Raw genomic sequence first — 25251 nt, forward strand, 5'->3', positions numbered from 1 at the left:
GAAATGGTATCTGATAGCATCGTGCAGAAAGTTAACACTTCCGGCAGTCGTTTACAAGAAAAATGCCGCTAAGAGCTTAACTTAGCGGCATTAGGCACTGACCCCGAAGTTAGGGTTGGAACAATTTTTGGGCGGTGTAGCGTTCGAGGTGGTGGTCGATGTCGCCCAGGGTGCGTTCGATCATCGCCAGGCGCTTGAAGTGGTGGGAGGCGGGCAGTTCGTCGGTGACGCCCATGCCGCCGTGCAGTTGCACCGCTTCCTGGCCGATGAACCTGGCCGCCTGCCCTACCCTGACCTTGGCTGCCGACATGATGCGGCGCCGCTCGCCAGGATCGCCGCAGGACATGCGCGCGGCAGCCAGCATCGCCATCGACCGTGCCTGCTCGAGGTGGATGTACATGTCGGCCATGCGGTGCTGCAAGGCCTGGAAGCTGCCGATCGGTACGCCGAACTGCTGGCGCGTCTTGACGTAGTCCAGTGTGCTGGAAAACAGCGCATCCATCACGCCCAGCGCTTCGCTGCACAGCAAGGTCACACCATAGTCGGCCGCTTCATCGAGCATGTCGCACCCTGCGCCCAGCCGTCCCAGCAGTGCCGATGCCGGCACCGCCACGTGGCTGAACTGCACCGTGGCGGCGCGGCGACCGTCGAGGGTGCGGTAGTCGCGGATGGTCAGCCCCGGCATATCGGTGGGCACCACGAACAGGCTGATGCCGTTGACATCGCGCTGGCCGCCGGCGCTGCGGGCCGAGACCACCAGGGCGTCGGCCTGGGCGCCGTGCAGCACCACGGTCTTGGTGCCGTCGATGCGGTAACCCTCGCCGTTGACGGCCGCCAGGGTCTTGATGTCGGCCAGGTCGTAGCGCGAGTGCTTCTCGCCCAGCGCGCACGCCAGCTTGGCGCGGCCTTCGGCCACGTCTTGCAACAGGTGGTACTGGTTGCCGGCCAGCTTGAGAAAATAGGCGCCCCAGGCGGTGGCGAAATATGGTTCGACCACCAGCCCGCGCCCGAGCTCCTGCATCACCACCAGCATGTCGATGGCGTCGCCGTCGAAGCCGCCCTGGTTCGACGGCACCGGCAGCGCAGTCATGCCCAGTTCGGTCAATGCCTGCCAGGCAGCGTCCGATACCCCGGTATGCGAATGGACGATGCGCTGGCGCGTCTCGAACGTGTAATCCTTGTCGATCCAGCGCCGCAGGGCGTCGCCGTATTGCTGCTGTTCCTGGGTAAAATTAAAGTCCATGCCGTTTCCTCACAGTCCCAGGATCATCTGGGCGATGATGTTTTTCTGGATTTCGTTGCTGCCGCCGTAGATCGATGTCTTGCGCATATTCAGGTAGTTGGCGCCCAGCGGCGCGCCGGCGTCGTCACCGGTTACCGCGTGTTCGCTGTCACCGTCCAGGTAGGCAAGGTCGAACGGCAGCGCATTCGGGCCCAGCACTTCGATCATCAGCTCGGTAATCCACTGCTGGATTTCCGTGCCGCGTATCTTGAGCAGCGACGCCTCCGGCCCGGGCGAGTGGGCGTTCCTGGTAATTACGCGCAGCACCGTGGTTTCCAGCGCCATCAGCTCGATTTCCACGTTGGCCACCTTGGTGGCAAACAGCGGATCCTGCAACAACGGCTTGCCATGTTTGCTGTGCTCGTTAGCCAGTTTTTTCAGGAAGGCCAGCTCGCGCTTGGACCGGCCCACGCCGGCGATGCCGGTGCGCTCGTGGCCCAGCAGGTACTTGGCATAGGTCCAGCCCTTGTTTTCCTGGCCCACCAGGTTGATCGCCGGCACCCGCACATTTTCGAAAAACACTTCGTTGACTTCGTGCTCTTCATCGAGCGTGAGAATCGGTCGCACGGTGATGCCGGGCGAGGTCATGTCGATCAGCAGGAACGAAATGCCTTCCTGCTTGCGCACGTCGGGATCGGTGCGCACCAGGCAGAACATCATGTCGGCGTGCTGTGCCAGCGTAGTCCAGGTTTTCTGACCATTGACGATATACACGTCGTTGACGCGCACGGCGCGGGTTTTCAGTGACGCCAGGTCGGAGCCGGCGCCGGGCTCGGAATATCCCTGGCACCACCAGTCTTCGCAATTGAGGATGCGCGGCAAGTAATGGGCTTTTTGGGCAGCGCTGCCAAATGCCATGATCACCGGCGCGACCATGTTGACGCCGAACGGCAGGATTTGCGGGGTGCCGGCGCGGCCGCACTCCTCTTCCCAGATATGGCGCTGGGTAGGCGTCCAGCCCGGCCCGCCGTGCTCAACCGGCCAGCCCGGCGCCGACCAGCCCTGGCGCGCGGCAATCTGGTGCCAGCGTACGTAGTCGTTGCGCGTCAGGCGCACGTGGTTGCGCACCTTTTTTTGCAGGTCGGGCGGCAAGTTGGCGGCGAGAAAAGCGCGCACCTTGTCGCGGAACGCCAGGTCCGCTGCCGTGTAGCTCAAATCCATGCTGTCTCCATCGTTTAATTTGGCAATTTCTTCACGAATGTATGGTGTGACTGTACCACCTGCCCAGTCGCATCGAACGGCAACATGGGCGCCAAGGGCTGCCCGGTAGCCGCCGTGAGCAATTGCGAATGCGCTTCCCCCGGCCCAAACAACTGCTGCTCGCCCCACTGGCGCAAGGCCACCACCAGCGGAAACAGGCGCTCGCCTTTAGGCGTGAGCACATATTCCTGGTACGACGTGCCGTCCGAGGCCGGTTGCACTGCCAGCACGCCGGCTGCCACCAGCGTCGCCAGCCGGTCCGACAAGATGTTGCGCGCGACGCCAAGATTGCGCTGGAAGTCGCTGAAGCGACGGATGCCGTCGAACGCATCGCGCACCAGCAGCAGCGACCAGCGGTCGCCCACCAGGTCCAGCGCCCGCGCCACCGGGCAGGCATCGTCCTGCATCGATTTTCGTTTGACCATGGCCTCCTCCAGATAATTGGTTGCATTTTAAAACTGAAATACTTACAATACAACCAGTTTTGATTTGAAACCAGATCTGTCTTGCGAGCCGTTAGGAGCATCATGCGTCAACCTTCTCTTCCCCGCACGCTGGTGGTTTTGCTTGCCTGCGCCAGCGGTTTCAGTGTCGCCAACCTCTATTACGCCCAGCCGCTGCTCGTCGCGCTGGCCGACGACTTCGGCATTTCGCGCGCCGCCGTCGGTGGGGTCATCACTGCCACCCAGGCTGGCAGCGTGCTGGCCTTGCTGCTACTGGTACCGCTGGGCGACCTGCTACCGCGCCGGCGACTGATGCTGGCGCAGCTGCTGGCCCTCGTGGTGGCCCTGGCAGCGGCAGCGTGCGCCCACAACGCCGTGGGGCTGATGGCGGCCATGCTGGCGGTAGGGCTGCTGGGCACCGCCATGACCCAGGGACTGATCGCCTATGCGGCCGCAGCGGCCCAGCCAGCCGAACGTGGCGCCGTGGTAGGTGCTGCCCAGGGCGGCGTGGTATCGGGCTTGTTGCTGGCGCGGGTGGTGGCCGGCTCGGTTGCCGACCTGGCCGGCTGGCGCGCGGTGTATGGTGGCTCGGCGCTGGCGATGCTGGTGATGGCGGGGTTGCTGTGGCGGCTGTTACCGGCCTTGCCGATTCAGCAACGAGCACTGTCGTACCCGCGCCTGCTCGCTTCGATGTTCACACTGCTGCGCGACGATCGCGTGCTGCAAGTGCGCGGAGTGATCGCACTGCTGATGTTCGCTGCCTTCAATATCCTGTGGAGCGCGCTGGTATTGCCGCTCAGCGCCGCACCCTACCATTATTCGCACGCTGCCATCGGCGCCTTCGGCCTGGTCGGACTGGCCGGCACCTTGGCCGCCACCCGCGCCGGCCGCTGGGCAGATCGCGGCTACAGCCGACGCACCAGCGCAACCGCCCTGGTCCTGCTGGTACTGTCGTGGCTGCCGCTGAGCCTGGCTTTTCAGCCCGGCACCGGCATGACCACGACCATATCCATGCTGGTACTTGGCATATTGATGCTCGATCTTGGTGTGCAGGCGCTGCACGTCACCAACCAGGGCCTGATATTCGGAGCCAGCGGCGGCGCGCACAGCCGCCTTGTGGGCTGCTATATGTTGTTCTACGCGGTAGGCAGCGGCATTGGCGCCTGGGCGGCGACGGTGGTATTCAGCGTCGCTGGCTGGAACGCTGTCTGCGCACTCGGCGCTGCGGTGAGCCTGACGGCACTGGTCTGTTGGGCTTGGACCGGAAGCGATAAGCTACTCGAAACGACGGGTGTGTGATACGCATCAATTTTGACTGAATACGCCGTCTTAAGCTCTTGGTCTTCTTTACCAAAGGAAATTCCATGTCTAACTTTTACCGGTATTTCAAAGAAAATATGGATAGCCTCGGATTGCCTGCGCCCGAGAGCTTGTTCGGTACGCTACAAATAACTGCCGGGACCTTGACCGTATTGCTCACCAATATAGATAAATTCGGCAAGACCGTCACGGTGGGAGAGTTGATTGGTACAGGTACCCGCCTTGAAAAGTTAGCCACAGTGGCGGCCATCTCCGCCGCATTCTATGTAGGAGCATGTATCGGCAGTCTCGCTGTCGCCACCGGCCGCACTCTCGGGGGTGGCAGGGATATCGCAGATGTTTTACGATTGGCGCGACAACACCGGTTGGACCGCGCTTGGCTCGCGCCGGTTCTGTTAAAAGCGCCACCGATCTATCACCCGGATGCTGCAGGCCGTTATTCTTGCCGATATATCTCATCAAAACCATGAAAACGAACGCCAAAGATAGACTTGCATTGTTGCTTTGCGCATTGCTTTGCGCTGGCATGGCGTGGGTATTTTGGTACTTCCTTGAGAAAGATGGTTTCGTCGTCGTCACCATCATTGCCTTGTTGGGACTGCTCGCCGACAACTATCGTCTACGCCGCCTGCTGCGGCGCACCTCCTAGCCGATTGCCAAGTTTGCCGGGCCAGCGCAGCGCTGGCCCGAGCCTCATCGTGCCCGCGCCTGATCCTGTCCGAATGTCGCGTGCCAATCACACCTGCACGTTAAAGGTTGCGGCTTAAACTAGCCGCAGTTATATTGCATCGGATGCATGGCTTCCATGCAAGAATCCCCTTACCGATAGCAGGACTCAAGATGATGAACTCGTTGAAAAAGATGGCCGGCGCAGCAGCCGTGTTGTGTGCGTTGGGCATGGCGCCGCTGGCTCAGGCCGGCCTGGTCACCTTCGATATCAAGTGGAGCAACGGCAACGGCGTCGATACCGCTTTTGCCGAGTTGACGCTTGACTCGTTACTGATCGACACCACCCCGTCCGTTCCGCACGCCATCGATATGGCCCAGATTGCCAGCCTGAAACTGACCGTCACCGGCGCCGCCGTCGGCAACGGGGTGTTTGGCAAGCAGGATTTCTCTTCAATCCTGTTCTATGCGCGGGCCCCGGTTGACTTTACCCGCGAACTGATCGGCCAGCGCGTGGTGGTGGGCACCAATCCGCGCGACGCCACGACCTACGGCGATGCCGACGGCATTTCAGGCGGCTTCGGCTTTTTCGCCAAGGAGCTGACCACGCCCAGCGTGGTACGGCCGTTTGCCATGGTTACAGACCGCACCGTGGACAATGCCGATTTTCTGACGGTGCGGTCTATCCTGGCGCGCGACACCGTTTCGGCCGTGCCGGAACCTGCAACCTGGGCCATGCTGCTAGGCGGCCTGGCACTGGTGACTGCGTGCGTACGCCGCAAACAGCGCACGTAAAAAAAAGCCCGCTCAGGGAGCGGGCTGAATCTATTTTCTTGGAGGAGAATAGAGGAGACAGGAATGATAATGCCGCTGTGCAGCATATAAATCCAATTTATATCGGAAATATTGGAAATTCACAGCAAGCATAACTCGTTATTTACCAGCGGTCGTCGGTTGCGCATAAGGTATCACTCGCGCCGCCATGCGGCTATCGGCCTTGAGCAACGCCACCTCATCGGCCAGGACGTGCACCGCTTCGTTAAGCAACACGTCCTTGGCTGCCTTGGCCAATTTTTCCGCTTCCAGCTCGGCTGCCAGCGTACGCTCGGCGCCCTGCAGGCCGTCGTCGCTGCGCAACGCGCCCTTCACCCCTGCCACTTTGGGGATCGGTGCGGTCTTGCCGCTGGCCGGCTTGGCGGCGATCGCCTTGTTGAGCGCGTCTTTCGGATCGGGCAACAGGATGGGATCGTCGGCGCCCGGGGCTGCCAGCAAACGGGCCTCGCGCAGCTTGGCGCGCGATTCCTGCTGTTCGCGTTCCTTGCGGCGCACGGTTTCGTTGAGCGAAATCGCGTTTTCCTTGCGCTGCTTGTTCACCAGGGCAATATCCTCGGCCAGGTACTGGAAGTCCTTGTCCTTGGCAATGCGCGCCACGTGCTTTTTATCGAGCACCGGGATGATTTCCTTGAGGTCGCCCGCCGGGATATACGTGGCCGGCGCGATCTGGGTCCATGGCAAGGCATTGTCATAGCTCGACTCGCCGAACGATTCGGCGTCCGTCATGGTGGGCAGCTTCAGGTCGGGCGTGACGCCGCGCAACTGGGTGGTGCCGCCGTTGATACGGAAGAACTGCGCGATGGTGAACTTGACTTCGCCATACCGCACCTTGTCGTCCTGGGCAAAACGGTCCAGGCTGAACAGGGTTTGCACTGTGCCCTTGCCAAAGCTCGGTTCGCCGATGATGACGCCACGGCCGTAGTCCTGGATCGCTGCGGCAAAAATCTCCGACGCCGAGGCCGAACCACGGTTGATCAGCACGCCCATCGGGCCGTCCCAGGTCATGCCGGCGCGGGTGTCGCTTTCCACTTCCACTTTCTTGTCGGCGCTGCGCTGCATCACGACCGGGCCCTTGTCGATGAACAGGCCGGTCAGTTCCACCGCCTCGTTCAGCGAGCCGCCGCCGTTGTTGCGCAGGTCGATCAGGACGTTGTCGACTTTATCCTTCTTGAGTTCGACCAGCAGGCGTTCGACGTCGCGGGTGGCGCTCTTGAAATCCTTGTCGCCCCTGCGGCGCGCTTCGAAATCCTGGTAGAACGTTGGCAGCGAGATCACGCCCACGCGGCGCTTGGCGTTGCCATCCTTGACTTCGTAAATGGTTTTCTTGGCCGACTGTTCTTCCATGCTGATCTTCTGGCGCACCAGCGAAACGAACGCGTGCTTCCCATCGGGACCGGCGTCGGCCGGGATGATTTCGAGCTTGACGGTGGAGTCCTTGGGACCGCGGATCAGCGCGACCACGTCGTCCAGGCGCCAGCCGAGCACTTCGGTCATCGGGCCCTTCTCGTCCTTGGCCACACCGACGATACGGTCGCCCACCTTGATCTTGCCGGACAGGCCGGCCGGGCTGCCCGGCACGACTTCGCGCACGACCACGTAGTCGTCGCGGCTTTGCAGAACGCAGCCGATGCCCTCAAGCGACAGGCGCATGGAGATGTCGAAATTGTCGGCGGCGCGCGGACCGAGGTAATTGGTATGCGGCTCGATCGACATGGCGTAGGCATTCATGAAGATCTGGAACGCATCTTCGCTGGTCGGCTGGCGGGACGGGCTGAGGTAGTTCTCGTAACGCTTGTCGAGCGTTTCGCGGATGCTCTTGTCGTCCTTGCCGGCCAGTTTCAGGCGCAGCCATTCATTCTTGACGCGTTTGCGCCACAGGTCTTTCATGTCGGCGTCGCTCTTGACCCAATCGGCCTTTTCGCGGTCGATCTGGTAGGTCTCGTCCGACGCGAACTCGAACTTGCCGGTCTTGACCAGCTCGCGTGCATAGGCGATGCGGTCACGCAAGCGAGTCTGGTACAGGTTGAAGATGGCAAACGGTACGCTGAGGTTTTCCCCATTGATGGCGTCGTCCAGGCGGGTGCGCACGATGGCGTACTGGTTCAGGTCGGCCTGGGTGAAGAACAGTTTTTCCGAATCCAGCGATTTGAAATAGCGGTCGAAGATCTTTTCCGACATGGCGTCGTCGAGCGGTGCAGCCTTGTAATGCAGCTTGGTCAGCACCCGCGAGGCCAGCACAGCGGCCTGGGCTTGGCCAACCTGGGGCTTGAGCGGCGCATCTGCCACTTTGTCAGGCACGGCAGCGCCGGCCTGGAAGGACAGGGCCGCGATCATGGCCACCAACAGCATTTTTTTCTTCATCGGCTAACTCCGGAGTATTTATCTATAGGTTATTGCAGGCGCAGCATTGAATTTCATTCTACAGGATAGCAGTCGGCACGCCGTTCTGTGAATCGCGAGTTTCCGCCACGAACCTTAAGCGCGACTGAATACCATCTCTCGCAATACGTAGTAACCCGTATTTAAAGTCGGCAATATATTATTTAAGTCATTGTTTTAGAAAAGGAAATCCCTTGATATACGTCAAAATTTTGATTGCTCAACGGCAAAATTCTGCTAGAATTTAGCCTTATCGCATCAATTGCATTCAATGATGACGCCGCCCCGGCACCCGGCGGTGGGCAGCTCGCCTCAGCTGTTGAGGTACATGTTTTCCCTGGCCTCAAGCAGCGCTCCCGACTTTTCGGGGCATATCCCGTTTCCGAACCACCAATAACAGCAATAACTGGAATCCAATGACCAAATCCCTGATGAATCCCCGCGACTGGGGTGTCGGCACCAAGATTACCGTGTTCACCTTCGCGCTGATGACGGTGATCATGGCCGTGATCCTGGTGCTGATCAACCACAGCACTTCGGCCATGTTGACCGAGCGCGCCAAGTCCAACGTCGCCAACTCGCTGAGCGGCATCAGCAACACGGTCGAGGTGTTCAATAACGCCATGACCAACGAGGCGTCGAGCTTCGCGCGCCTGTTCGCTTCCGAGTTCGATGGCGGCAAGTTCAGCCTCGACCCGGCCACCACGGTCGAGATCGCCGGCAAACCGACGCCATCGCTGATGCATGGCGGCAAAGCGCTCAACCTCGACTTCACCGGCCCGGACAAGTTCACCAATGAAACCGGCGTGATCGCCACCATTTTTGCCGCCAACGGCGCCGAGTTTGTGCGCGTGACCACGTCGCTCAAGAAAGAGAACGGCGAACGCGCGGTTGGCACCCAGCTCGACCACGCCCACCCCAGCTACCCGCTGCTGCGCAACGGCCAGCGTTATATTGGCCTCGCCACGCTGTTCGGCAAGCAGTTCATCACCCAATACGATCCGATCAAGGATGCGGCCGGCAACGTCATCGGCGTGCTGTTCATCGGCCTCGACATCTCCAAGAACATGGATATGCTCAAGCAGAAGATCAAGGCGATCAAGATCGGCGACACCGGCTACATCTACGTGATCAATGCCGCCAAGGGTGAGAAACAGGGCGTCGCGCTGATCCATCCCAAGCGCGAAGGCGACAACCTGATCGATACCAAGAGCACCGACGGCAAGGCCATCATCCGCGAGATGCTGGAGGCCAAGTCCGGCGGCATGACCTACAACTGGGCCGCCAGCGAAAACGAGTCGCCACGCCAGAAAATGGTCGAGTTCCACACCTTCAAGGACTGGAACTGGCTGATCGTGGGCGGCACCTATACTGACGAAATCACCAGCGAAGCGGCCACCCTGCGCAACCGCTACGCGCTGATCGGCCTGGCCGCGCTGGTGATCTTCGCCGTCATCCTGTTCCTACTGGTGCGCACCGTGGTGTCGCGGCCGCTGGCCCGCGCCGAGGAAGCCGCCGACCGCATCGCCAAGGGCGACCTCGACGTGCACCTGGAAATCCATAACAACGATGAAATCGGCTTGGTGCTGCGCGCCCTCAATGGCATCAGCAGCAACCTCTCGAGCGTGGTAGGCCAGGTACGCGCCGGCGCCGACCAGATCACCACGGCTGCGACCGAAATCGCCAACGGCAACCTCGACCTGTCGAGCCGCACCGAAGAGCAGGCGTCGAGCCTGGAGCAAACCGCCGCCTCGATGGAAGAGCTGAGCGGCGCGGTGCGCCAGAACGCCGACAACGCGGCCCAGGCCAACCAGATGGCGATGGCAGCCTCTGGCGTCGCTGCCAAGGGTGGCGAGGTGGTGGCGCAGGTGGTCGATACCATGGGCTCGATCAACGCCTCCTCGCGCAAGATCGTCGACATCATTTCTGTCATCGACGGCATTGCCTTCCAGACCAATATCCTGGCGCTGAACGCGGCAGTGGAAGCGGCCCGAGCCGGCGAACAGGGCCGTGGTTTCGCGGTGGTCGCCACCGAAGTGCGCAACCTGGCGCAGCGCTCGGCCACGGCAGCGAAGGAAATCAAGGAATTGATCGACGATTCGGTCAGCAAGGTGGACATCGGCAGCCGCCAGGTGGCCGAGGCGGGCAGCACCATCCAGGAAGTGGTGGAGAGCGTGCGCCGCGTAACCGACATCATGGCCGAGATCAGCAGCGCCAGCGACGAGCAGCGCACCGGCATCGGCCAGGTGCACGATGCCATCCATCAGATGGACGAAGTGACCCAGCAAAACGCCGCGCTGGTGGAGCAAGCGGCCGCCGCCGCCGCCGCGCTGCAGGACCAGGCGCACGACCTGGTGGAAGTGGTGCGCATCTTCAACTTGGGCAGCAATGCCGGTGCAGCCAGAGCACCAGTCCATACCGCGTCGCGCCTGGCCTTGAAGTAAGCAGCATCGCTCCGGCCAAAGCCGCCTCCGCGCCAGCGGTGGCGGCTTTTTTTTACTTGGCTCTTTTACCTTATAATCGTGCGATGCACCCGTTTCTTTCCCAGCGTCGCCACATCAGCGTGATCCTCTGTTTTGCGATCATGCTCAATCTGCTGTGGCCAGCACTGGGCCAGGCAACGGTGGCGCCGGGCCTGGACGCCATCGCCGCCGAGATCTGCAGCGCCCGCGGCACTGTCTACAGCAGCCCCGCCAGCCAGCACCAGCCACCAGGGCCGACTGCCGGCCACCACCTGAAACACTGCGCGCTGTGCGCCAGCCTGGCCGCTGCGCCGCCGCCGGCGCCGCTTACCTTACGCGCCCCCCTCACCGCCACCGCGCCCGGCCCGGCAGCCGGCTACACGGCGCCTACGCCGCATCGCAGCTGGCCCGACGCCCGGCCGCGCGCCCCGCCCTCGCTCGCCTGACCCCTGCCCCTGCGCCGGTGCCAGCACCAGCGCCATCCAGACACTACAGGAGTTTTATGCGACGACGTTCCTTCCTCTCGGCTGCGGCGGCAATGCCGCTGGCCGGATTTACGCTGGCGGCCCACGCGCGCGGATACACCGCGATCGACCTGACCGGCGCCGCCATCGGCCCCGATTACCTGCTGTCCTACCCGGACGGCAAGCCGGCCACGCTGCGCGATTTTCGCGGCAAGCTGGTGCTGCTGTTCTTCGGCTTTACCCAGTGCCCGGACGTGTGCCCGACCGCCCTGTCGCGCGCGGTGGAAATCAAGCGCTTGCTGGGCGCCGACGGCAACAGGCTGCAAATCGTGTTTGCCACCATCGACCCTGAGCGCGATACCGGCCCGCTGCTGCGCGACTACATGGCGGCGTTTGACCCGACCTTCATCGCCGTGCGCGGCACCGCCGAGCAAACTGCCAAGACAGCGAAGGACTTCAAGATCATGTATCGAAAAGTGCCGAGCGGCGAGTCGTACACCATGGACCACACGGCGATTACCTATGTGTTCGACGCCAACGGCAAGATCCGCCTCGGCCTCAAGCACGACCAGACCGCCCGGCAGTGCGCCGACGACCTGCGCCAACTGATCAACCCGAAAAAATCCGGCTTCTCCGAATTCTTACAAGGACTGTTCCAATGAAAACCATGATTTCCCTGATGTTGGGCGCCACCATTCTGGCCGCTGCCCCCGCCTGGTCGCAAGTGACCGTCGATCAGCCGTGGGTGCGCGGCACCGTGGCCGCGCAAAAAGTCACCGGCGCGTTCATGACCTTGACCTCCGCCAAGGGCAGCCGCCTGGTGGCGGTCAGCTCGCCGGTCGCCGGGGCGGTGGAAGTGCACGAAATGAAAATGGTGGACGACGTCATGCGCATGCGCCAGGTGCCGGCGCTGGAGCTGCCAGCCGGCAAGCCGGTAGCGCTGACGCCGGGCGGCTACCACCTGATGCTGTTCCAGCTCAAGCAGCAGCTCAAGGATGGTGACAAGGTGCCGCTGGTACTGGAAGTGGAAGACGCCGCCAAGGTGCGCACCACCGTCAAGGTCGACGCCATCGTCAAACCGTTGAACGCCGCCGCCCACGCCGGCCACTAAGTTTTCCCGGGCCGGCCGTCGCAGGGCGACGACCGGTTCCTTCCGTAGCCCCCTCCACGCCATTTTCTTACGTTATCGTACAACTTGGATAGCGCAGGTAAAACGTTTAACCTCTTGATTCGTAAGGTTTAAGTAAGTCGTCAGACAAATTAATATGACAGGTATGAATATTTTAGATATCCAGTTGTATGATGTCTGATATGTGCGCTATGATCCTTCGCATATCGATAAGAGGGAGATCCACGCATGGCAACGCAGCAACAAAAAGCAACGCGGGTACGCTGGCTGATATTGGCCATCCTGTTCGCCATTACCACCATCAATTACGCCGACCGCTCCACCATCGGCATCGCCGGGCCTGAACTTACGCGTGTGCTCGGCTTGACGCCGGTGCAAATGGGTTATGTGTTCTCGGCCTTCTCGTGGTCGTACGTGGTGGCGCAGTTGCCCGGCGGCTGGATGCTCGACCGCTTCGGCACCAAGATCGTCTATTTCTTCAGTATTTTCCTGTGGTCCGTGTTCACCATGCTGATGGGCACCGTGGGCTTCCTGACCGGCGCCGCCGCGCTCACCACCCTGTTCTGCCTGCGCTTGGCGATTGGCGCGGCCGAAGCCCCCTCCTTCCCCGGCAACAGCCGCCTGGCCTCGTCGTGGTTCCCGACTGCTGAACGCGGCACGGCCGCCGCCATCTTCAACTCGGCGCAGTATTTCGCCACGGTGTTGTTCGGCCCGCTGATGGGCTGGCTGGTCCACGCGCACGGCTGGGAAAGCGTGTTCTACGTGATGGGCGGACTGGGCGTGGTGATGTCGTTCTTCTGGCTCAAGCTGGTGTATGGCCCGAAAGACCATCCGAACATCAACAAGGCCGAACTCGACTATATTTCCGCCGGCGGCGCGCTGGTCGACCTGGAGTCCAAGGACAAGAACGCTCCCAGCGCCAAGATCGATACCTGGTCGGCCATCCGCCAGCTGCTGGGCAGCCGCATGCTGCTGGGCGTGTACATCGCGCAGTACAGCATCAACACGCTGACCTATTTCTTCCTGACATGGTTCCCGATCTACCTGGTCAAGGAACGTCATATGACAATCCTGAAGGTAGGCTTCGTGGCGGCGCTGCCGGCGCTGGCTGGTTTCCTCGGCGGCGTCCTCGGCGGCGTGATCTCCGATCGCCTGATCAAGCGCGGCTATTCCCAGTCGAAGGCGCGCAAGATCCCCATCGTTGGCGGCATGCTGCTGGCCATGACCATGATTATCTGTAACTACGTCGATGCGGACTGGCTGATCGTGACCGTGATGGCGCTGGCCTTCTTCGGCAAGGGCATCGGCGCGCTGGGCTGGGCGGTGGTGGCAGACACGTCGCCGAAGGAAGCAGGCGGCCTGAGCGGCGCACTGTTCAACAGCTTCGGCAACACCGCCGGCATCACGACGCCGATCGTGATTGGCTACATCCTGGAAGCGACCGGCTCGTTCGCCGGTGCCCTGGTGTTCGTCGGCGCCAACGCCGCCGTGGCCATCCTGTGCTACGTGTTCATGGTGGGCGAGATCAAGCGCTTCGAGTTCAAAACGCCGGTTACCCGCGCCTGAACCAGCTCATCGTGCAAAACAGCAGGCGGCCGCCGGAGCGATCTGGCGGCCGCTTGTCAGACTGCGCTCGGCTATCAGGCGGCCAGGGCCTGGCCTGTGCCCTCTGCACCGATGGCGACCACGCGCACTTCGAGACCGAGGCCCGCGAGCAGGCTACGTATGGTGTCCCATTGCGGTTTGCTCGCGGGCCGCAGTGCTTTATAGACGCCCTCGCGGGTGAGGCCCGATTGCTCGGCAATCTTGGCAACGCCCTTCGCTTGCAGAACGTTCTTGATCGCTTGCTTCATCAGGTCCGCGTTACCGGCTGAAATCACATCGTTGATGTAGGCTGCGATTGCCTCGGGGCTGGTGAGAACATCGACGACATTGAAATCGGTCAGTCCGTCGATACCATCGAGGCTGTCGAGCAGGTATTGCTTGTCATCGGCGGTCATGGCTGTATCCTTTGCTTCGTTGGTGAATCGTGAGCAGGCTGACGTTGCCATCAAGTTGTGCGCTTCTTCTCGGCTTGCCGTTGCCGCTTCAAGTCTGCGAGCATTTGCCTGGCATCCCTGATGTCTCTTTTTTGGGTGGACTTGTCGCCGCCAATCAACAGCAGCAGGATGGAATTGTCCATCGCTTCGGTGAAGTACACCCGGTAGCCAGGCCCGAAATCAATGCGTATTTCAGAAACACCCTCGCCACAGGACTTGACGTCGCCGTACAACCCCATTTGCAAACGTTCCACCCGGCTGGCGACGATCGACTTGGCAACGCGGTCGAGCATGGCGTTGAACCAGCAGCGGTAGGCCGCAGTCTGTTTCGCCGTCTTTTTGTGAACATCTGCGCCCATTGTAATCACCTGTTCTCAAATGTCAAACCGCGTGACGATCAAGTTGTGTGATTGACGTTATCTCAACGTTGGATGATGCACAATTACTGAGCCGTATCGAACCGGTGTGGATTCAGCCCGACATCACAGATATCTGACCCACGCCATGCTGGTGCGACGCTCGAACGCGCCGAACGCCTTGCACGGCCAGGCCAGCCCAGCACCACCAGGCCCACACCCAGGGTCAGCAGCAGGAACACCAGCGATGGCGGGTGCTTGGCCAGGTTGAGGAACGACATCACGGTGCGCAGCGCCGTCTCGCCCGGGGTCCAGTCCAGTGTTTCGCCGTAGTGGAAACACGCCGGCCCAGGCCACGCTCACCACCAGCACTTCGGACACTACCAGGAACCGGCCACGCTTGAGCAGCAAGCCGGTGGCAGAGCGCGGCCCTGCCGAGGGGTGTCCCTATGTCCTTCGTCAAGCGGTATCGAACGCAAGCTCCGAGCTTCGGGGTCAGTGCCGACATTCGGACATTATTAAGCTCCGAGCTTCGGGGTCAGTGCCGACATTCGGACATTATTGAACTTAACCGCACGGTATTGGTCGTTGTAGTGATGGGTTCGTGTCTAAATGTCGGCACTGACCCCGAAGGGGGGCATTGTAGTGATGGGTTCGTGTCTAAATGTCGGCACTGACCCCGAAGGGGGGCATGTCTAAATGTCGGCACTGACCCCGAAGGGGGGGCAGACGGTCACGCCGACAGGGCGGTAAGAACACGAACAGGAACGCGCAAAAATGCGCGGCAAAGCGGCTGAAGAACAGCGCCGGCTCGGTCTGCGCCGCGTCCATCGGGTCGGTGACCTGCCAGCGCAGGAAAAACCTTCATCACCACCCGTTAAAATTTATATTGCGCTTTCAAGGTCACGCGGCGCTCGTCGCCGGGCGCCACCCAGGTTTGCTGGTAGGCGCTCGGATAGTAGACCTTGTTGAACAGGTTGTCGATGTCGAGCGATAGGCGCAGCTGGCGCGTGGCGTCGAAGGACGACACCAGCTTGGCCGTGGTGTACGCCGGCAGAGTGAAACTGCGGCTGATCGCGACGTCGCCGTTGCGCTCGCCCACGTAGTTGAACCCGCCACCGAACGAGGCGCGCTTGCCCAGCACGTTCAATTCGCGCACCAGCAGCAGGTTGGCGCTTTGCTTGGGCACATTGGCCACCGTGCCGCCGACCGCCAGCACGTTGTCGCGCAAGATCTTGGCGTCGGTGTAAGCGTACGAGAGCGACAGCTGCAACTTGCGCGCGACCTCGCCCGCCACGTCCAGTTCCACGCCCTTGCTGCCCACTTCACCGGCGGCGAGCGAGAAATTGGTATCGGCCGGGTTGACGGTCAACACGTTTTCCTTCTTGATCGAGTACACGGCCAGGGTGCTGCTGAGCTTTCCGTCAGGCGTGTCGAACTTGACACCGGCCTCGTAGGCGCGGCTGCTCTCGGCCGGGAATGATTCATTGGAAATGCTGATGCCGCTGTTGGGACGGAACGACTTGGCGGCCGATACGTACAGCGACACCTGCCTGGTTGGCTGGTACACCAGGCCGGCGCGCGGGCTGGTCGCTTCGATGCGCTGTTCATTGACGCGGCCGGCCAGCAGCGCGTTGGTGATGCGCTGGCGATAGGCGTCGCGGCGCACGCCCAGCAGCGCCTTCCACTGCGCATTCAAATCGATCTGGTCCTGCACGTACATGCCGGTGGACCACTGCTGCTCGCGGGTATCGAGCGAGCGCGCCAGGTTGGTCGGTTGCGGGCCGCCATACACCGGGTTGAATATGTCGATGCTGTACGGCGCCGCCGCGCTCGGATTACGCCGCAGTTGCAGGCGGTCGTCGACGAAACGGTAGCCATCGACACCGAACAGCACGTTGTGGCGCACCGCACCGGTACTGAGTTTGCCCAGCAGCTCCACGCGGCCGGACCAGTCCTGACCGGAAAAATCGCGGAAACGGCGCTGACGCCACAGGGTACGGCCGTCCGATTGCAACACCGAGGCCTCGCTGGAAAAACCTTTCATCTGGCTGCTGCGGTACGACAGGCCGCTTTGCAGCGACCAGCCTTCCTGGAAGTCGTGCTGCACAAACACCTGGTGGCCGGTGGACTTGATGGTGGTGGGACCATCGGCCGGGTCGCCAAGGAAACGCGAATTCGGTATCAGCCCCAGCACGCCTTTCACGGCCACCACGCCACGGTCGAAATTGCCCTTCTGCTCGACTTGCTCGAGCTCGTACGACAGCGTAGTGGCGTCGGAAAGTCGCCAGATCACCGATGGCGACAGCAAATGGCGCTCGCTGGTGACGAAGTCGCGGAAGCTGTCGCCTTTTTCGTACGAGCCGTTCAGGCGATACGCCACGTTCTCGCTCAGCGGGCCGGTCAGGTCCACCGCCGTGCGGTAAGTATCATGGCTGCCGACCGATTGCTCGAGCATGTAGGCCGGCTGGAACAGCGGCTTCTTGGTGGCGATATTGATGATGCCACCGGGTTCACCACGGCCATACAGCGCGGCGGCCGGGCCCTTGAGGATTTCGATACTGCCCACGTTGGCGATATCGCGCAGGCCATTGTAACCACGGCTCGAGCTGAAGCCGTTGACCAGGAAGTCGGAGCCGTAGTTGGGGTCGCCCGTGAAGCCGCGCACCGAGTAGCTGTCCCACACGCCGCCGAAGTTGTTCTGGCGGGCGATGCTGCTGCCCATGTCGAGCGCATCGGCCAGGCGGGTGACGCCGGCGTCGCCCAGCATGTCGGCGGTGAGCACGCGGGCCGATTGCGGCAAGTCCTTCAGGTCGGTCTCGGTCTTGGTGGCGCCGGTGGCCGACAGGCTGCGATACGGCTGGCGCGCGGCCACCACGTTGACCACCTCGGTGACTTCGGTGGCATCGGCAGCAGGGGCCGCGACGGCAAACCAAGGATAGGCGGCAGCCAGGCAAACCGCCAGCCGCGAAGGACGAACTACAGACATGAATGCTCCAGGGATTAAACGCAACAGACTTGCATTCTACATGGAACGCAACTAAATTGCATTAAGGATATTGCGCAGAAAATTCCGACGCGGGTCTATTTAATCATTCAACTGAGCACTTCGGTAAAACATACGTACGGCAATTTCGCTTCTTGTACTATCTGCCATCGCCATTGACCTCGCAGGAACCGCATGAGCACTCCTACCATGATCGCAGCACAAGGAACGGGGTCGCTGACATGACGCTGCGCTTCGGGCACCTGGCCTGGCCCCTGGCGCTGCTGGCCGCCCTGCCTGCCAGCGCAATCACGCTGTACGACGGCAAGCAGGTCGCCACCGTGGTCCACGAAGATAACGCCACCGCCGCCCTCGCCGCCCGCCTGCTGGCCCGCGACCTGCAAGCGGTCAGCGGCATGGCGCCGAAGGTTACCACCAGCCTGGCCGACTGCGGCCCTGTGTGCATCGTCCTGGGACGCCACGATGCGCCGCAGGTGGCCACGGTTGCAGCCGCTGCCCAGATGTCGCTCGGCGATTTGCCCGGCCAGTGGGAACGCTACCGGCGCGCGGTGGTGCCAGCCGGCGCCACCACCTACCTGCTGATCGCCGGCTCGGACGCGCGCGGCGCCACCTGGGGCGTGGTCGATCTCACGCGCGAACTCGGCGTCTCGAGCTGGGAATGGTGGGCCGACGTGGCGCCACGCCGGCAAGCGAACATCACGGTCGATGACCGCACCGTGCTCTCGAAGCCGCCATCGGTCAAATACCGCGGCATCTTCCTCAACGACGAGGACTGGGGCCTGCAACCGTGGGCCGCCAAGACCTACGACAAGCAAGCGCAGGATATCGGCCCGGCCACCTACGCCCGCATCTACGAACTGCTGTGGCGCCTGAAAGCCAACACCATCTGGCCGGCCATGCACGACAGCACCAAGCCGTTTTACCAGATCGCCGGCAACCCGCAAACGGCGCGCGACTACGCCATCGTGGTCGGCACCTCGCACGCGGAACCGATGATGCGCAACAATGTGCGCGAGTGGCGCCAGCAGCAAGACGGCGAATTCAATTACTTCACCAACCGCGACCGCATGCTCGCTTACTGGCAACGCCGCGTCGATGAAGTGAAGGACGACGAAAACATCTACAGCCTGGGCGTGCGCGGCGTGCACGATTCACCGATGGAAGGCGCCAGGTCCACCGAACAGGCGCGCGACGCCGTGGCCGAAGTGATGGGACTGCAACGCCGGATGCTGGCCAAATCCACCGGCAAGCCGGTGGGCGAAATCCCGCAGGCGCTCACGCTGTACAAGGAAGTGCTGGACCTGTACCAGGCCGGCCTGCAGGTACCGGGCGACGCCACCATCGTCTGGCCCGACGACAACTACGGCTACCTGGCGCAGCTGAGCACGGCGCAGGAGCGCACGCGCGCAGGCGGCGCCGGCATCTATTACCACCTGTCGTACTGGGGCCGCCCGCACGACTACCTGTGGCTGGGCAGCACCCGCCCGGCGCTGGTGCGCGAACAGCTCGACCGCGCCTGGCAGACCGGCGCGCGCACCATGTGGATCGTCAATGTCGGCGACATCAAGCCGCTCGAATACCTGACCCAGTATTTCCTCGACATCGCCTTCGACCACACGCAGATCGCCCAGACCCCGGACCAGCACCTGCGCGCCTGGTTGGCGGCGCAATTTGGCACCCACCATGCCGAGGCGCTGGCCGCACTCAAGCGCGAATATTACGACCTGGCCTGGGAACGCCGGCCCGAATTCATGGGTTTTGGCCAGACCGAACCAACCACGCCCAACGGCGTCAACGCCTACCTGCGCACCGGCGGCGACGAAGCCCGCCGCCGCCTGGCCCGCTACGACGCCCTCGTCAAGCAAACCGAACAGCTGGGCGCCGCGCTGCCAGCCGACCGCCAGGACGCGTACTTCGAACTGGTGCTGTACCCGGTGCGCGCCAGCGCCAATTTGAACGCGCGTATCCTCAAGCTCGAGCTCGCCGCTGCGATGGCGCGCCAGAGCCAGGCCGGCGCCCGGCAGCAGGTGGAGCAAGCCAAAGCAGCACACGCGGCCTTGGTAGCCGACACCGCGCACTACAATGCGCTGGCCGGCGGCAAGTGGAACCACATGATGGACCTGGCGCCGCGCCGGCTGCCGGTGTTCCAGGCACCGGTGTTTCCGGATTATCCGGAGCCAGTCAAGGCGATCGCCATACCGGCCAGCAAAGTGGCGGTGATATCGCTGGCGGCCGCAGCGGCCGGCGAGAATGCATCGTGGGAAGTGGTGCCGGGACTGGGCAGTAACGGTGACGCCTTGCGCAGCCGGCTTGAGTTGGCGTCTGCCACGACAGTGGACGCTGCCGCAACGGTCCCGCTGGTCTACCGCTTCGAATACAAAAGTGCCGGTGGCGCGAAGATCAGGCTGGTGGCGGTGCCCGTGCATCGGTTGACGTCCGCCAACGGCCTGCGCATCGGCGTGCGCATCGACGACGGCGCCTGGGAAGTGCTGGACTTCCGCACGTTTGGACGCAGCGATGAATGGAAACAGAATGTGCTGAGCAATACGGCGGTGCGCACCGTCACGCGGCCACAATTGGCCGCCGGTGCGCACCGTATCGAGGTGATCGCGCTGGACCCGGGCTTCATCCTGGACCGCATCGACATCCTCGCCGACGGCGCCCCCGACTACTACGGCGCACCGCCAACGTCGGGCAGGTAATTACGACTTGAAGAACTTCAGCAGGTCGGCGTTGATCACGTCGGCATGCGTGGTTGGCATGCCGTGCGGGAAGCCCGGATACGAAATCAGCTTGCCGTTCTTGACCAGCTTGACCGACTTGGCGCCGCTGTTGGCAAACGGTACGATCTGGTCGTCTTCACCGTGCAGTACCAGCACTGGCATGTCCATCGCGCGCAGGTCTTCGGTAAAGTCCACCTGGGCGAACTGGAACACGCAATCGTAGGCCGCTTTGACGCCGCCCATCATGCCCTGGCGCCACCAGTTGTTGCGCACCGCTTCCGACACTTTTGCGCCGGGACGGTTGAAGCCGTAGAACGGCAGCGTCAGGTCCATGTAGAACTGCGGACGGTTGAAGGCGGTACCCTTGCGGATATCGTCGAACACCGACAGCGGCACGCCGTCAGGATTAGTGGCGGACTTGACCATGATCGGAGGCACCGAGCTGATCAGAACGGCCTTGGTGACCAGGCCCTTGCCGTGCTGGCGCGTGTAGCGGGCGACTTCGCCGCCGCCGGTGGAGTGGCCGACGTGGATGGCTTTTTTTACTTTCAGCGCAGCGACCAGCTCGGCCGTATCCGCGCTGTAGGTGTCCATGTCGTTGCCCTTGTCGGTCTGGGTCGAACGGCCATGGCCGCGACGGTCATGGGCGATCACGCGGTAGCCGTTTTGCAGGAAGAACATCATCTGCGCATCCCAGTCGTCGGCGGTCAACGGCCAGCCGTGGTGGAACCAGATCACCTGACCGTCGCGCGGACCCCAGTCCTTGTAGAAGATCTGCGAACCGTCCTTGACGGTGACAAAGCCGCTGTCCATGGTGGTACCACGGCCGGCCGGCGCGGCAGCCGATGCCGACGCCGGCAAGGTGGCCGCCACAGCGGCGGCGGCAACGCCAAGGCTGCCAACGATGGCGGTACGGCGCGAGGTGACGGTGTCGATAGGGCTTTGATCGGATTTCACGTGATGCTCCTTGATGGGTGTGTTTCGGGTGGTTGGTACCGCTCATGACTGGCATGAGCTGATAACCACCATTGGACACCATCGCCTGGCACCTTGTATTCTGTCTTTGGGTAGGGCAACTACACTCATTAAGTGCAGGGTCAAGTCTGCCTGGTTATCCCTAGTTATAAAAACAGCCCGCGCAGACCTGGCGGTACAGGCTATTGCCACCAATGAGCACCTGGTCGCCCTCGCGCACCCGCACGCCGTGTTCGTCGGTACGGATATTCATGGTGGCCTTCTTGCCGCACTTGCAGATGGTCTTGATTTCTTCCAGGCTGTCGGCCAGCGCCAGCAAGGCGGCCGAGCCGGGGAACGGGTTGCCCTGGAAATCGGAGCGCAGGCCGAAGCACATCACCGGGGTATTGGTGGTGTGGACCCACCAGTGCAGTTGATGGACCTGGGAGACGGTGAGGAATTGCGCCTCGTCGATGAGCACGCATGCGACTTTCACATCGTGCAACAGCGCGGCAAAGTCGGTCTCGGCGGTGTAGGTGGTGGCCTCGCTTTTGAGGCCGATGCGCGAGGCGATCACGCCGTAGCCGTCGCGGCCGTCGAGTGCGGAGGTGAGCAGCAGCACCTCCATGCCGTTTTCCTTGTAGTTGTGCGCCACTTGCAGCAGGTAGGTGCTCTTGCCTGCGTTCATCGCCGAATACCTGAAGTGAAGACTTGCCATGGTGTTCCAAAATAGGGTGAATATGCAGCGCAACGAGCGCCGCATCAAAAAGTTGAGCGCGATTATAAACCGTCGAAAAGGGGCGGCGCGGAAAGCCACGATATAGGGGGAATAATGGCCGTTGTTCGTGGCTCCCCCCGGCGCAATTGACTGCTAGTATCGGGGCATTACCACCACTATATCCAAGCAGATGGAAATCGTCTTCATCATCGCCGGCGTTCTGGCGCTCGGCGTGCTCTACTCGGTCACCGTGGCCAGCGCCAAGCCCATTCCAGGCAGCGGCATGTACAAGATCTCGCGCGATGGTCGGGTACTGATGTGCGCCGGCCCCAAGGTGAGCGCGGTGCGCCCCACCCTGTACCCGGACGGCTTGCGCGTCAAGCTGCGCGGCGGCAACCGCGTGGGCGAGTTCTACGTGCACGAGCTGGTGGCGGAAGTGTACCTGCCCAACCCCAGGCGTTACACACAGGTGCGCCACAAGGACGGCAACGTGCGCAACAACAATATCGACAACCTGGAACTGGTGGCAGGCGCGCCGGAGACGGAACCGTCGCTATTGACGAGGGAAGAGTCCGAGAATCTGATCCAGACCTGACGCAAACCGCGCAAGAGGTTTAACGCTGCAGCAGATCCCGTTGTTCGCATTGTTCACCGTGGCGCAAGGCAACCTTCAGCGCGACGTTTTGAATGCGACCGCCCAGCACGGCTTTCCGGTGCCACACGGGGTGCCGGTCGACGATTTTCTTGGCCTGTCCCAACGACAGCCCAAACGCATCCCGCGTTACGCGAATTGCCAGTATGACGGATGCGCGCGACTGGAACAGGTAGTGCTGAGCCTCGTCCGGCGTAGCAAACTCCAGGCGTTTGATGTGGGCGAGCAAATATTCGTAGGTGGGGAAGTTCATAGGGCCTCCATATCATCACAAGCTAACACAAATCTTGTGACCGGGACGTGCCGAGGAGCTTTTGGATACACGTTCGCCAACGATTTGTACACGGCGGTAGCCATTTTGCCGTGCCAGATATCGCAGATCGCGCATGGCTTCACGAAATGCGCTGGCGGAGGATCCCACCAAATCATGTCGTCCAGCGGATAGATGGCCACATCGAACAGCGCCAGCGTGCCCGATCTTGGGTCGAGCACCAGTTCGGCCGCAAGCTGCACTACCCCGTGGGGCAAATCCAGGTCCACTTCAAACCAGTTGTCACCGTCTTGCTGCCAGCGCAGGAAAGCATTGGCAAGACTGTCCGCAATGGCGTCGAGATATCTGGGCACGTGACCTCCTGAAAGAGCCTCCAGGAGGTCACGGTAGTAGCGGTAGTTATTTTGATATGTAGTCAGCGCAAACACATCGCGAATAGATCACGCCGTTTAAAACTCTTCCCACTCGTTCGCCTCAGCCTTGGCCGACACCGGCGCCGGCTTGCGCGCTGGCGTGGCGGCAGCTGGTTTGATCGCTGCCGGCAAACGCGCCGGTGCTGCTGCCGCTTTGCGGCTTGCCACCGGCTTGACGGGACGGCGCGCCGGGGATGCCTGGTTTACCTGGGCTACCTGGGCCAGGGCGTCGAGCTTGAATACGCTCACCACTTGCGACAGCCCGGCGGCTTGCTCCTGCATCGATTCGGCGGCGGCCGAGGCTTGTTCCACCAGCGCGGCGTTTTGCTGGGTCACCTGGTCCATCTCGGTGATGGCCTGGTTGACCTGCTCGATGCCGGCGCTCTGCTCGGCGCTGGCACTGGTGATCTCGCCCATGATGCTGGTCACCTGGCCGATGCCCTGGACGATTTCGCTCATGGTGTGGCCGGCCTGGTCCACCAGCACCGAACCGGCTTCGACCTTGCTCACCGAGTCGTCGATCAGTACCTTGATTTCCTTGGCGGCTGCCGCCGAACGCTGGGCCAGGTTGCGCACTTCCGAGGCGACCACGGCGAAACCACGGCCCTGCTCGCCCGCGCGCGCCGCTTCCACCGCCGCGTTCAAGGCCAGGATATTGGTCTGGAAGGCGATGCCGTCGATCACCGAAATGATGTCGACGATCTTGCGCGACGACTCATTGATCGACCCCATGGTATCGACCACGTTGGCCACCACCGCGCCACCGCGGTTGGCAACGCCGGCCGCATCCTGCGCCAGGCGGTTCGCTTCGCGCGCATTGTCGGCGTTCTGGCGCACGGTGGCGGTCAGCTCTTCCATCGACGAGGCGGTCTCTTCCAGCGAACTGGCTTGCTGCTCGGTTCGGCTCGACAAGTCCTGGTTACCGGCGGCAATCTCGGCCGAGGCCGTGGCCATGGTATCGGTACCGCTGCGCACCTGTGCGACGATGCCGACCAGGTTGTCGTTCATGGTTTTGAGCGCGCCCATCAGGCGGCCGGTTTCGTCGCGGCTCTCGACCACGATCACGCTGGTGAGGTCGCCGGCAGACACGGTCTCGGCCACTTGCAGCGCGCGGTTGATCGGGCCGGTAATCGAGCGCGTGATGTACAGCGCGAAGCCCACGCCCAGCACCAGCGCAACCAGACCCAGGACGATGATGATGTCGCGGGTGGACACCGACAGGTCGATGACGTCGCTGGCGATGCCGTCGGCGGCGGCCATCTGCATGGTCTGCAGCTTGTTGACTTCTTCCAGGTAGACCACGCCCTTGGGCACCAGGCCACCCTGGTATGCCACCGTGGCCTGCGCCATGTCGCCAGCGGCCTTGAGCTGGAAGACCAGCTTGCGCGCATCGATGTACGCGGTGCGCGCCACCAGCACCCGGTCGAACTGGGCTCGCACGCCGGGATTGCGGATACTCTTGTCGATCGCTTGCTGCACCTCGACCGCGCGGGTCGAGGCAGCGGCCATGTCGGCCTCGTACTTTTTTTGATCGGCCTCGCCGGTGGCCTGCCAGGCCGCCGAGGACCGCACCGCATTGATTTCGATAACCTTGGCCCACTCGGCCACCATGCGCTGGTTCTTGAAACTGGTGTTGACCAGCCGGTCTGTGAGCGCCGTACCGGCCTGCATGCGCATGACCGCGATGGCGGTGGTGGCAATCAGCAGCAGCAATACGATGCCGAAACCGATGCCCAGGCGAACGCCAATGTTGAGATTTTTCATGGATAGTGCCTTGCCAAAGTAAGTGAAATCAGAAGGAATTGCCGGTGAGCACTCCCATAGATATCACTATATCAGCGCAAATTAATATTGTTTATAAATAATATTAATAGTGATAAACAGGCAAATTCCGACGATGACACAATTCAAGACAGTCTCGGAACACCTGAACAGTTAT

The 25251-nt window shown here is 62.0% G+C and carries 23 protein-coding genes; 11 read left to right on the plus strand and 12 right to left on the minus strand.

Features of this window, described 5'->3' with window-relative positions:
* Nucleotides 1-109: 109 nt before the first annotated feature.
* From J2X54_RS08720 to J2X54_RS08730, 3 genes are read right to left on the minus strand one after another with little or no spacing between them, the layout of a single operon-like run.
* Entirely contained in the window at nt 110-1243 is a 1134-nt protein-coding gene (locus tag J2X54_RS08720) for an acyl-CoA dehydrogenase family protein (protein WP_310179863.1), read from the minus strand.
* Between the two features lie 9 nt (nt 1244-1252).
* Nucleotides 1253-2443, minus strand: a complete 1191-nt coding sequence (locus J2X54_RS08725) for an acyl-CoA dehydrogenase family protein (protein ID WP_310179864.1) — start codon at nt 2441-2443, stop codon at nt 1253-1255.
* Between the two features lie 14 nt (nt 2444-2457).
* Nucleotides 2458-2907, minus strand: a complete 450-nt coding sequence (locus tag J2X54_RS08730; RefSeq protein ID WP_310179865.1) for a helix-turn-helix domain-containing protein — start codon at nt 2905-2907, stop codon at nt 2458-2460.
* Between the two features lie 102 nt (nt 2908-3009).
* On the opposite strand from J2X54_RS08730, the gene J2X54_RS08735 reads away from it, so the two are divergent.
* From J2X54_RS08735 to J2X54_RS08750, 4 genes are all read left to right on the plus strand, one after another.
* The gene (locus tag J2X54_RS08735) at nt 3010-4224 is read left to right on the plus strand and encodes an MFS transporter (protein ID WP_310179867.1); all 1215 of its coding nucleotides are present in this window, start codon (nt 3010-3012) and stop codon (nt 4222-4224) included.
* Between the two features lie 65 nt (nt 4225-4289).
* Nucleotides 4290-4715 carry a hypothetical protein gene (locus J2X54_RS08740; protein WP_310179868.1) on the plus strand — a complete coding sequence of 142 codons (426 nt, stop codon included), beginning with the start codon at nt 4290-4292 and terminating at the stop codon, nt 4713-4715.
* Nucleotides 4712-4894 carry a hypothetical protein gene (locus J2X54_RS08745; RefSeq protein WP_310179869.1) on the plus strand — a complete coding sequence of 61 codons (183 nt, stop codon included), beginning with the start codon at nt 4712-4714 and terminating at the stop codon, nt 4892-4894. The genes J2X54_RS08740 and J2X54_RS08745 overlap by 4 nt, the downstream gene beginning before the upstream one ends.
* A gap of 191 nt (nt 4895-5085) precedes the next feature.
* The gene (locus J2X54_RS08750; RefSeq protein ID WP_310179870.1) at nt 5086-5706 is read left to right on the plus strand and encodes a PEPxxWA-CTERM sorting domain-containing protein; all 621 of its coding nucleotides are present in this window, start codon (nt 5086-5088) and stop codon (nt 5704-5706) included.
* Nucleotides 5707-5844: 138 nt separating this feature from the next.
* Here the strand turns inward: J2X54_RS08750 and J2X54_RS08755 are convergent, their stop codons facing one another.
* On the minus strand, nt 5845-8106 hold the full coding sequence (locus J2X54_RS08755; protein WP_310179871.1) for a carboxy terminal-processing peptidase: 2262 nt from the start codon (nt 8104-8106) through the stop codon (nt 5845-5847).
* Nucleotides 8107-8540: 434 nt separating this feature from the next.
* Between J2X54_RS08755 and J2X54_RS08760 the strand changes: the two genes are divergently transcribed.
* The 5 genes from J2X54_RS08760 to J2X54_RS08780 all read left to right on the plus strand — a co-directional run bounded on the left by J2X54_RS08760 (nt 8541) and on the right by J2X54_RS08780 (nt 13745).
* Nucleotides 8541-10568, plus strand: coding sequence for a Cache 3/Cache 2 fusion domain-containing protein (locus tag J2X54_RS08760; RefSeq protein WP_310179873.1), 2028 nt, complete (start codon nt 8541-8543; stop codon nt 10566-10568).
* An 83-nt stretch (nt 10569-10651) separates the two neighbouring features.
* The gene (locus tag J2X54_RS08765; protein ID WP_310179875.1) at nt 10652-11032 is read left to right on the plus strand and encodes a DUF2946 family protein; all 381 of its coding nucleotides are present in this window, start codon (nt 10652-10654) and stop codon (nt 11030-11032) included.
* A gap of 56 nt (nt 11033-11088) precedes the next feature.
* Nucleotides 11089-11712, plus strand: a complete 624-nt coding sequence (locus tag J2X54_RS08770) for an SCO family protein (RefSeq protein ID WP_310179876.1) — start codon at nt 11089-11091, stop codon at nt 11710-11712.
* Nucleotides 11709-12161 carry a copper chaperone PCu(A)C gene (locus tag J2X54_RS08775; protein WP_070246065.1) on the plus strand — a complete coding sequence of 151 codons (453 nt, stop codon included), beginning with the start codon at nt 11709-11711 and terminating at the stop codon, nt 12159-12161. The genes J2X54_RS08770 and J2X54_RS08775 overlap by 4 nt, the downstream gene beginning before the upstream one ends.
* A gap of 246 nt (nt 12162-12407) precedes the next feature.
* Nucleotides 12408-13745, plus strand: a complete 1338-nt coding sequence (locus J2X54_RS08780) for an MFS transporter (RefSeq protein WP_310179877.1) — start codon at nt 12408-12410, stop codon at nt 13743-13745.
* A gap of 74 nt (nt 13746-13819) precedes the next feature.
* Here J2X54_RS08780 and J2X54_RS08785 read toward each other — a convergent pair whose 3' ends face one another.
* From J2X54_RS08785 to J2X54_RS08795, 3 genes are all read right to left on the minus strand, one after another.
* Complete coding sequence (locus J2X54_RS08785; RefSeq protein ID WP_310179879.1) at nt 13820-14179, minus strand: addiction module antidote protein; 360 nt, start codon at nt 14177-14179, stop codon at nt 13820-13822.
* A gap of 50 nt (nt 14180-14229) precedes the next feature.
* Nucleotides 14230-14577, minus strand: a complete 348-nt coding sequence (locus tag J2X54_RS08790; protein ID WP_310179881.1) for a type II toxin-antitoxin system RelE/ParE family toxin — start codon at nt 14575-14577, stop codon at nt 14230-14232.
* A gap of 874 nt (nt 14578-15451) precedes the next feature.
* Entirely contained in the window at nt 15452-17563 is a 2112-nt protein-coding gene (locus tag J2X54_RS08795; RefSeq protein WP_310179882.1) for a TonB-dependent siderophore receptor, read from the minus strand.
* 239 nt (nt 17564-17802) lie between these two features.
* Here J2X54_RS08795 and J2X54_RS08800 point away from each other — a divergent pair, with 239 nt between their 5' ends.
* Nucleotides 17803-20283, plus strand: coding sequence for a glycosyl hydrolase 115 family protein (locus J2X54_RS08800; protein WP_310179883.1), 2481 nt, complete (start codon nt 17803-17805; stop codon nt 20281-20283).
* Here the strand turns inward: J2X54_RS08800 and J2X54_RS08805 are convergent, their stop codons facing one another.
* Both J2X54_RS08805 and J2X54_RS08810 read right to left on the minus strand, forming a co-directional pair.
* The gene (locus J2X54_RS08805) at nt 20284-21117 is read right to left on the minus strand and encodes an alpha/beta fold hydrolase (protein WP_070246068.1); all 834 of its coding nucleotides are present in this window, start codon (nt 21115-21117) and stop codon (nt 20284-20286) included.
* A gap of 304 nt (nt 21118-21421) precedes the next feature.
* Nucleotides 21422-21976, minus strand: a complete 555-nt coding sequence (locus J2X54_RS08810; RefSeq protein WP_310179885.1) for a thymidine kinase — start codon at nt 21974-21976, stop codon at nt 21422-21424.
* 190 nt (nt 21977-22166) lie between these two features.
* On the opposite strand from J2X54_RS08810, the gene J2X54_RS08815 reads away from it, so the two are divergent.
* Nucleotides 22167-22571, plus strand: coding sequence for an HNH endonuclease (locus J2X54_RS08815; RefSeq protein WP_310179886.1), 405 nt, complete (start codon nt 22167-22169; stop codon nt 22569-22571).
* A 19-nt stretch (nt 22572-22590) separates the two neighbouring features.
* On the opposite strand, the gene J2X54_RS08820 is transcribed toward J2X54_RS08815, so the two are convergent.
* From J2X54_RS08820 to J2X54_RS08830, 3 genes are all read right to left on the minus strand, one after another.
* On the minus strand, nt 22591-22881 hold the full coding sequence (locus tag J2X54_RS08820) for a hypothetical protein (RefSeq protein ID WP_310179887.1): 291 nt from the start codon (nt 22879-22881) through the stop codon (nt 22591-22593).
* Nucleotides 22878-23252, minus strand: a complete 375-nt coding sequence (locus tag J2X54_RS08825) for a hypothetical protein (RefSeq protein ID WP_310179888.1) — start codon at nt 23250-23252, stop codon at nt 22878-22880. The genes J2X54_RS08820 and J2X54_RS08825 overlap by 4 nt, the downstream gene beginning before the upstream one ends.
* A 96-nt stretch (nt 23253-23348) precedes the next feature.
* Nucleotides 23349-25076, minus strand: a complete 1728-nt coding sequence (locus tag J2X54_RS08830) for a methyl-accepting chemotaxis protein (RefSeq protein ID WP_310179889.1) — start codon at nt 25074-25076, stop codon at nt 23349-23351.
* Between the last annotated feature and the right edge of the window lie 175 nt (nt 25077-25251).

This window comes from Duganella sp. 3397, assembly GCF_031456625.1.
Classification (GTDB): domain Bacteria; phylum Pseudomonadota; class Gammaproteobacteria; order Burkholderiales; family Burkholderiaceae_D; genus Rugamonas; species Rugamonas phyllosphaerae.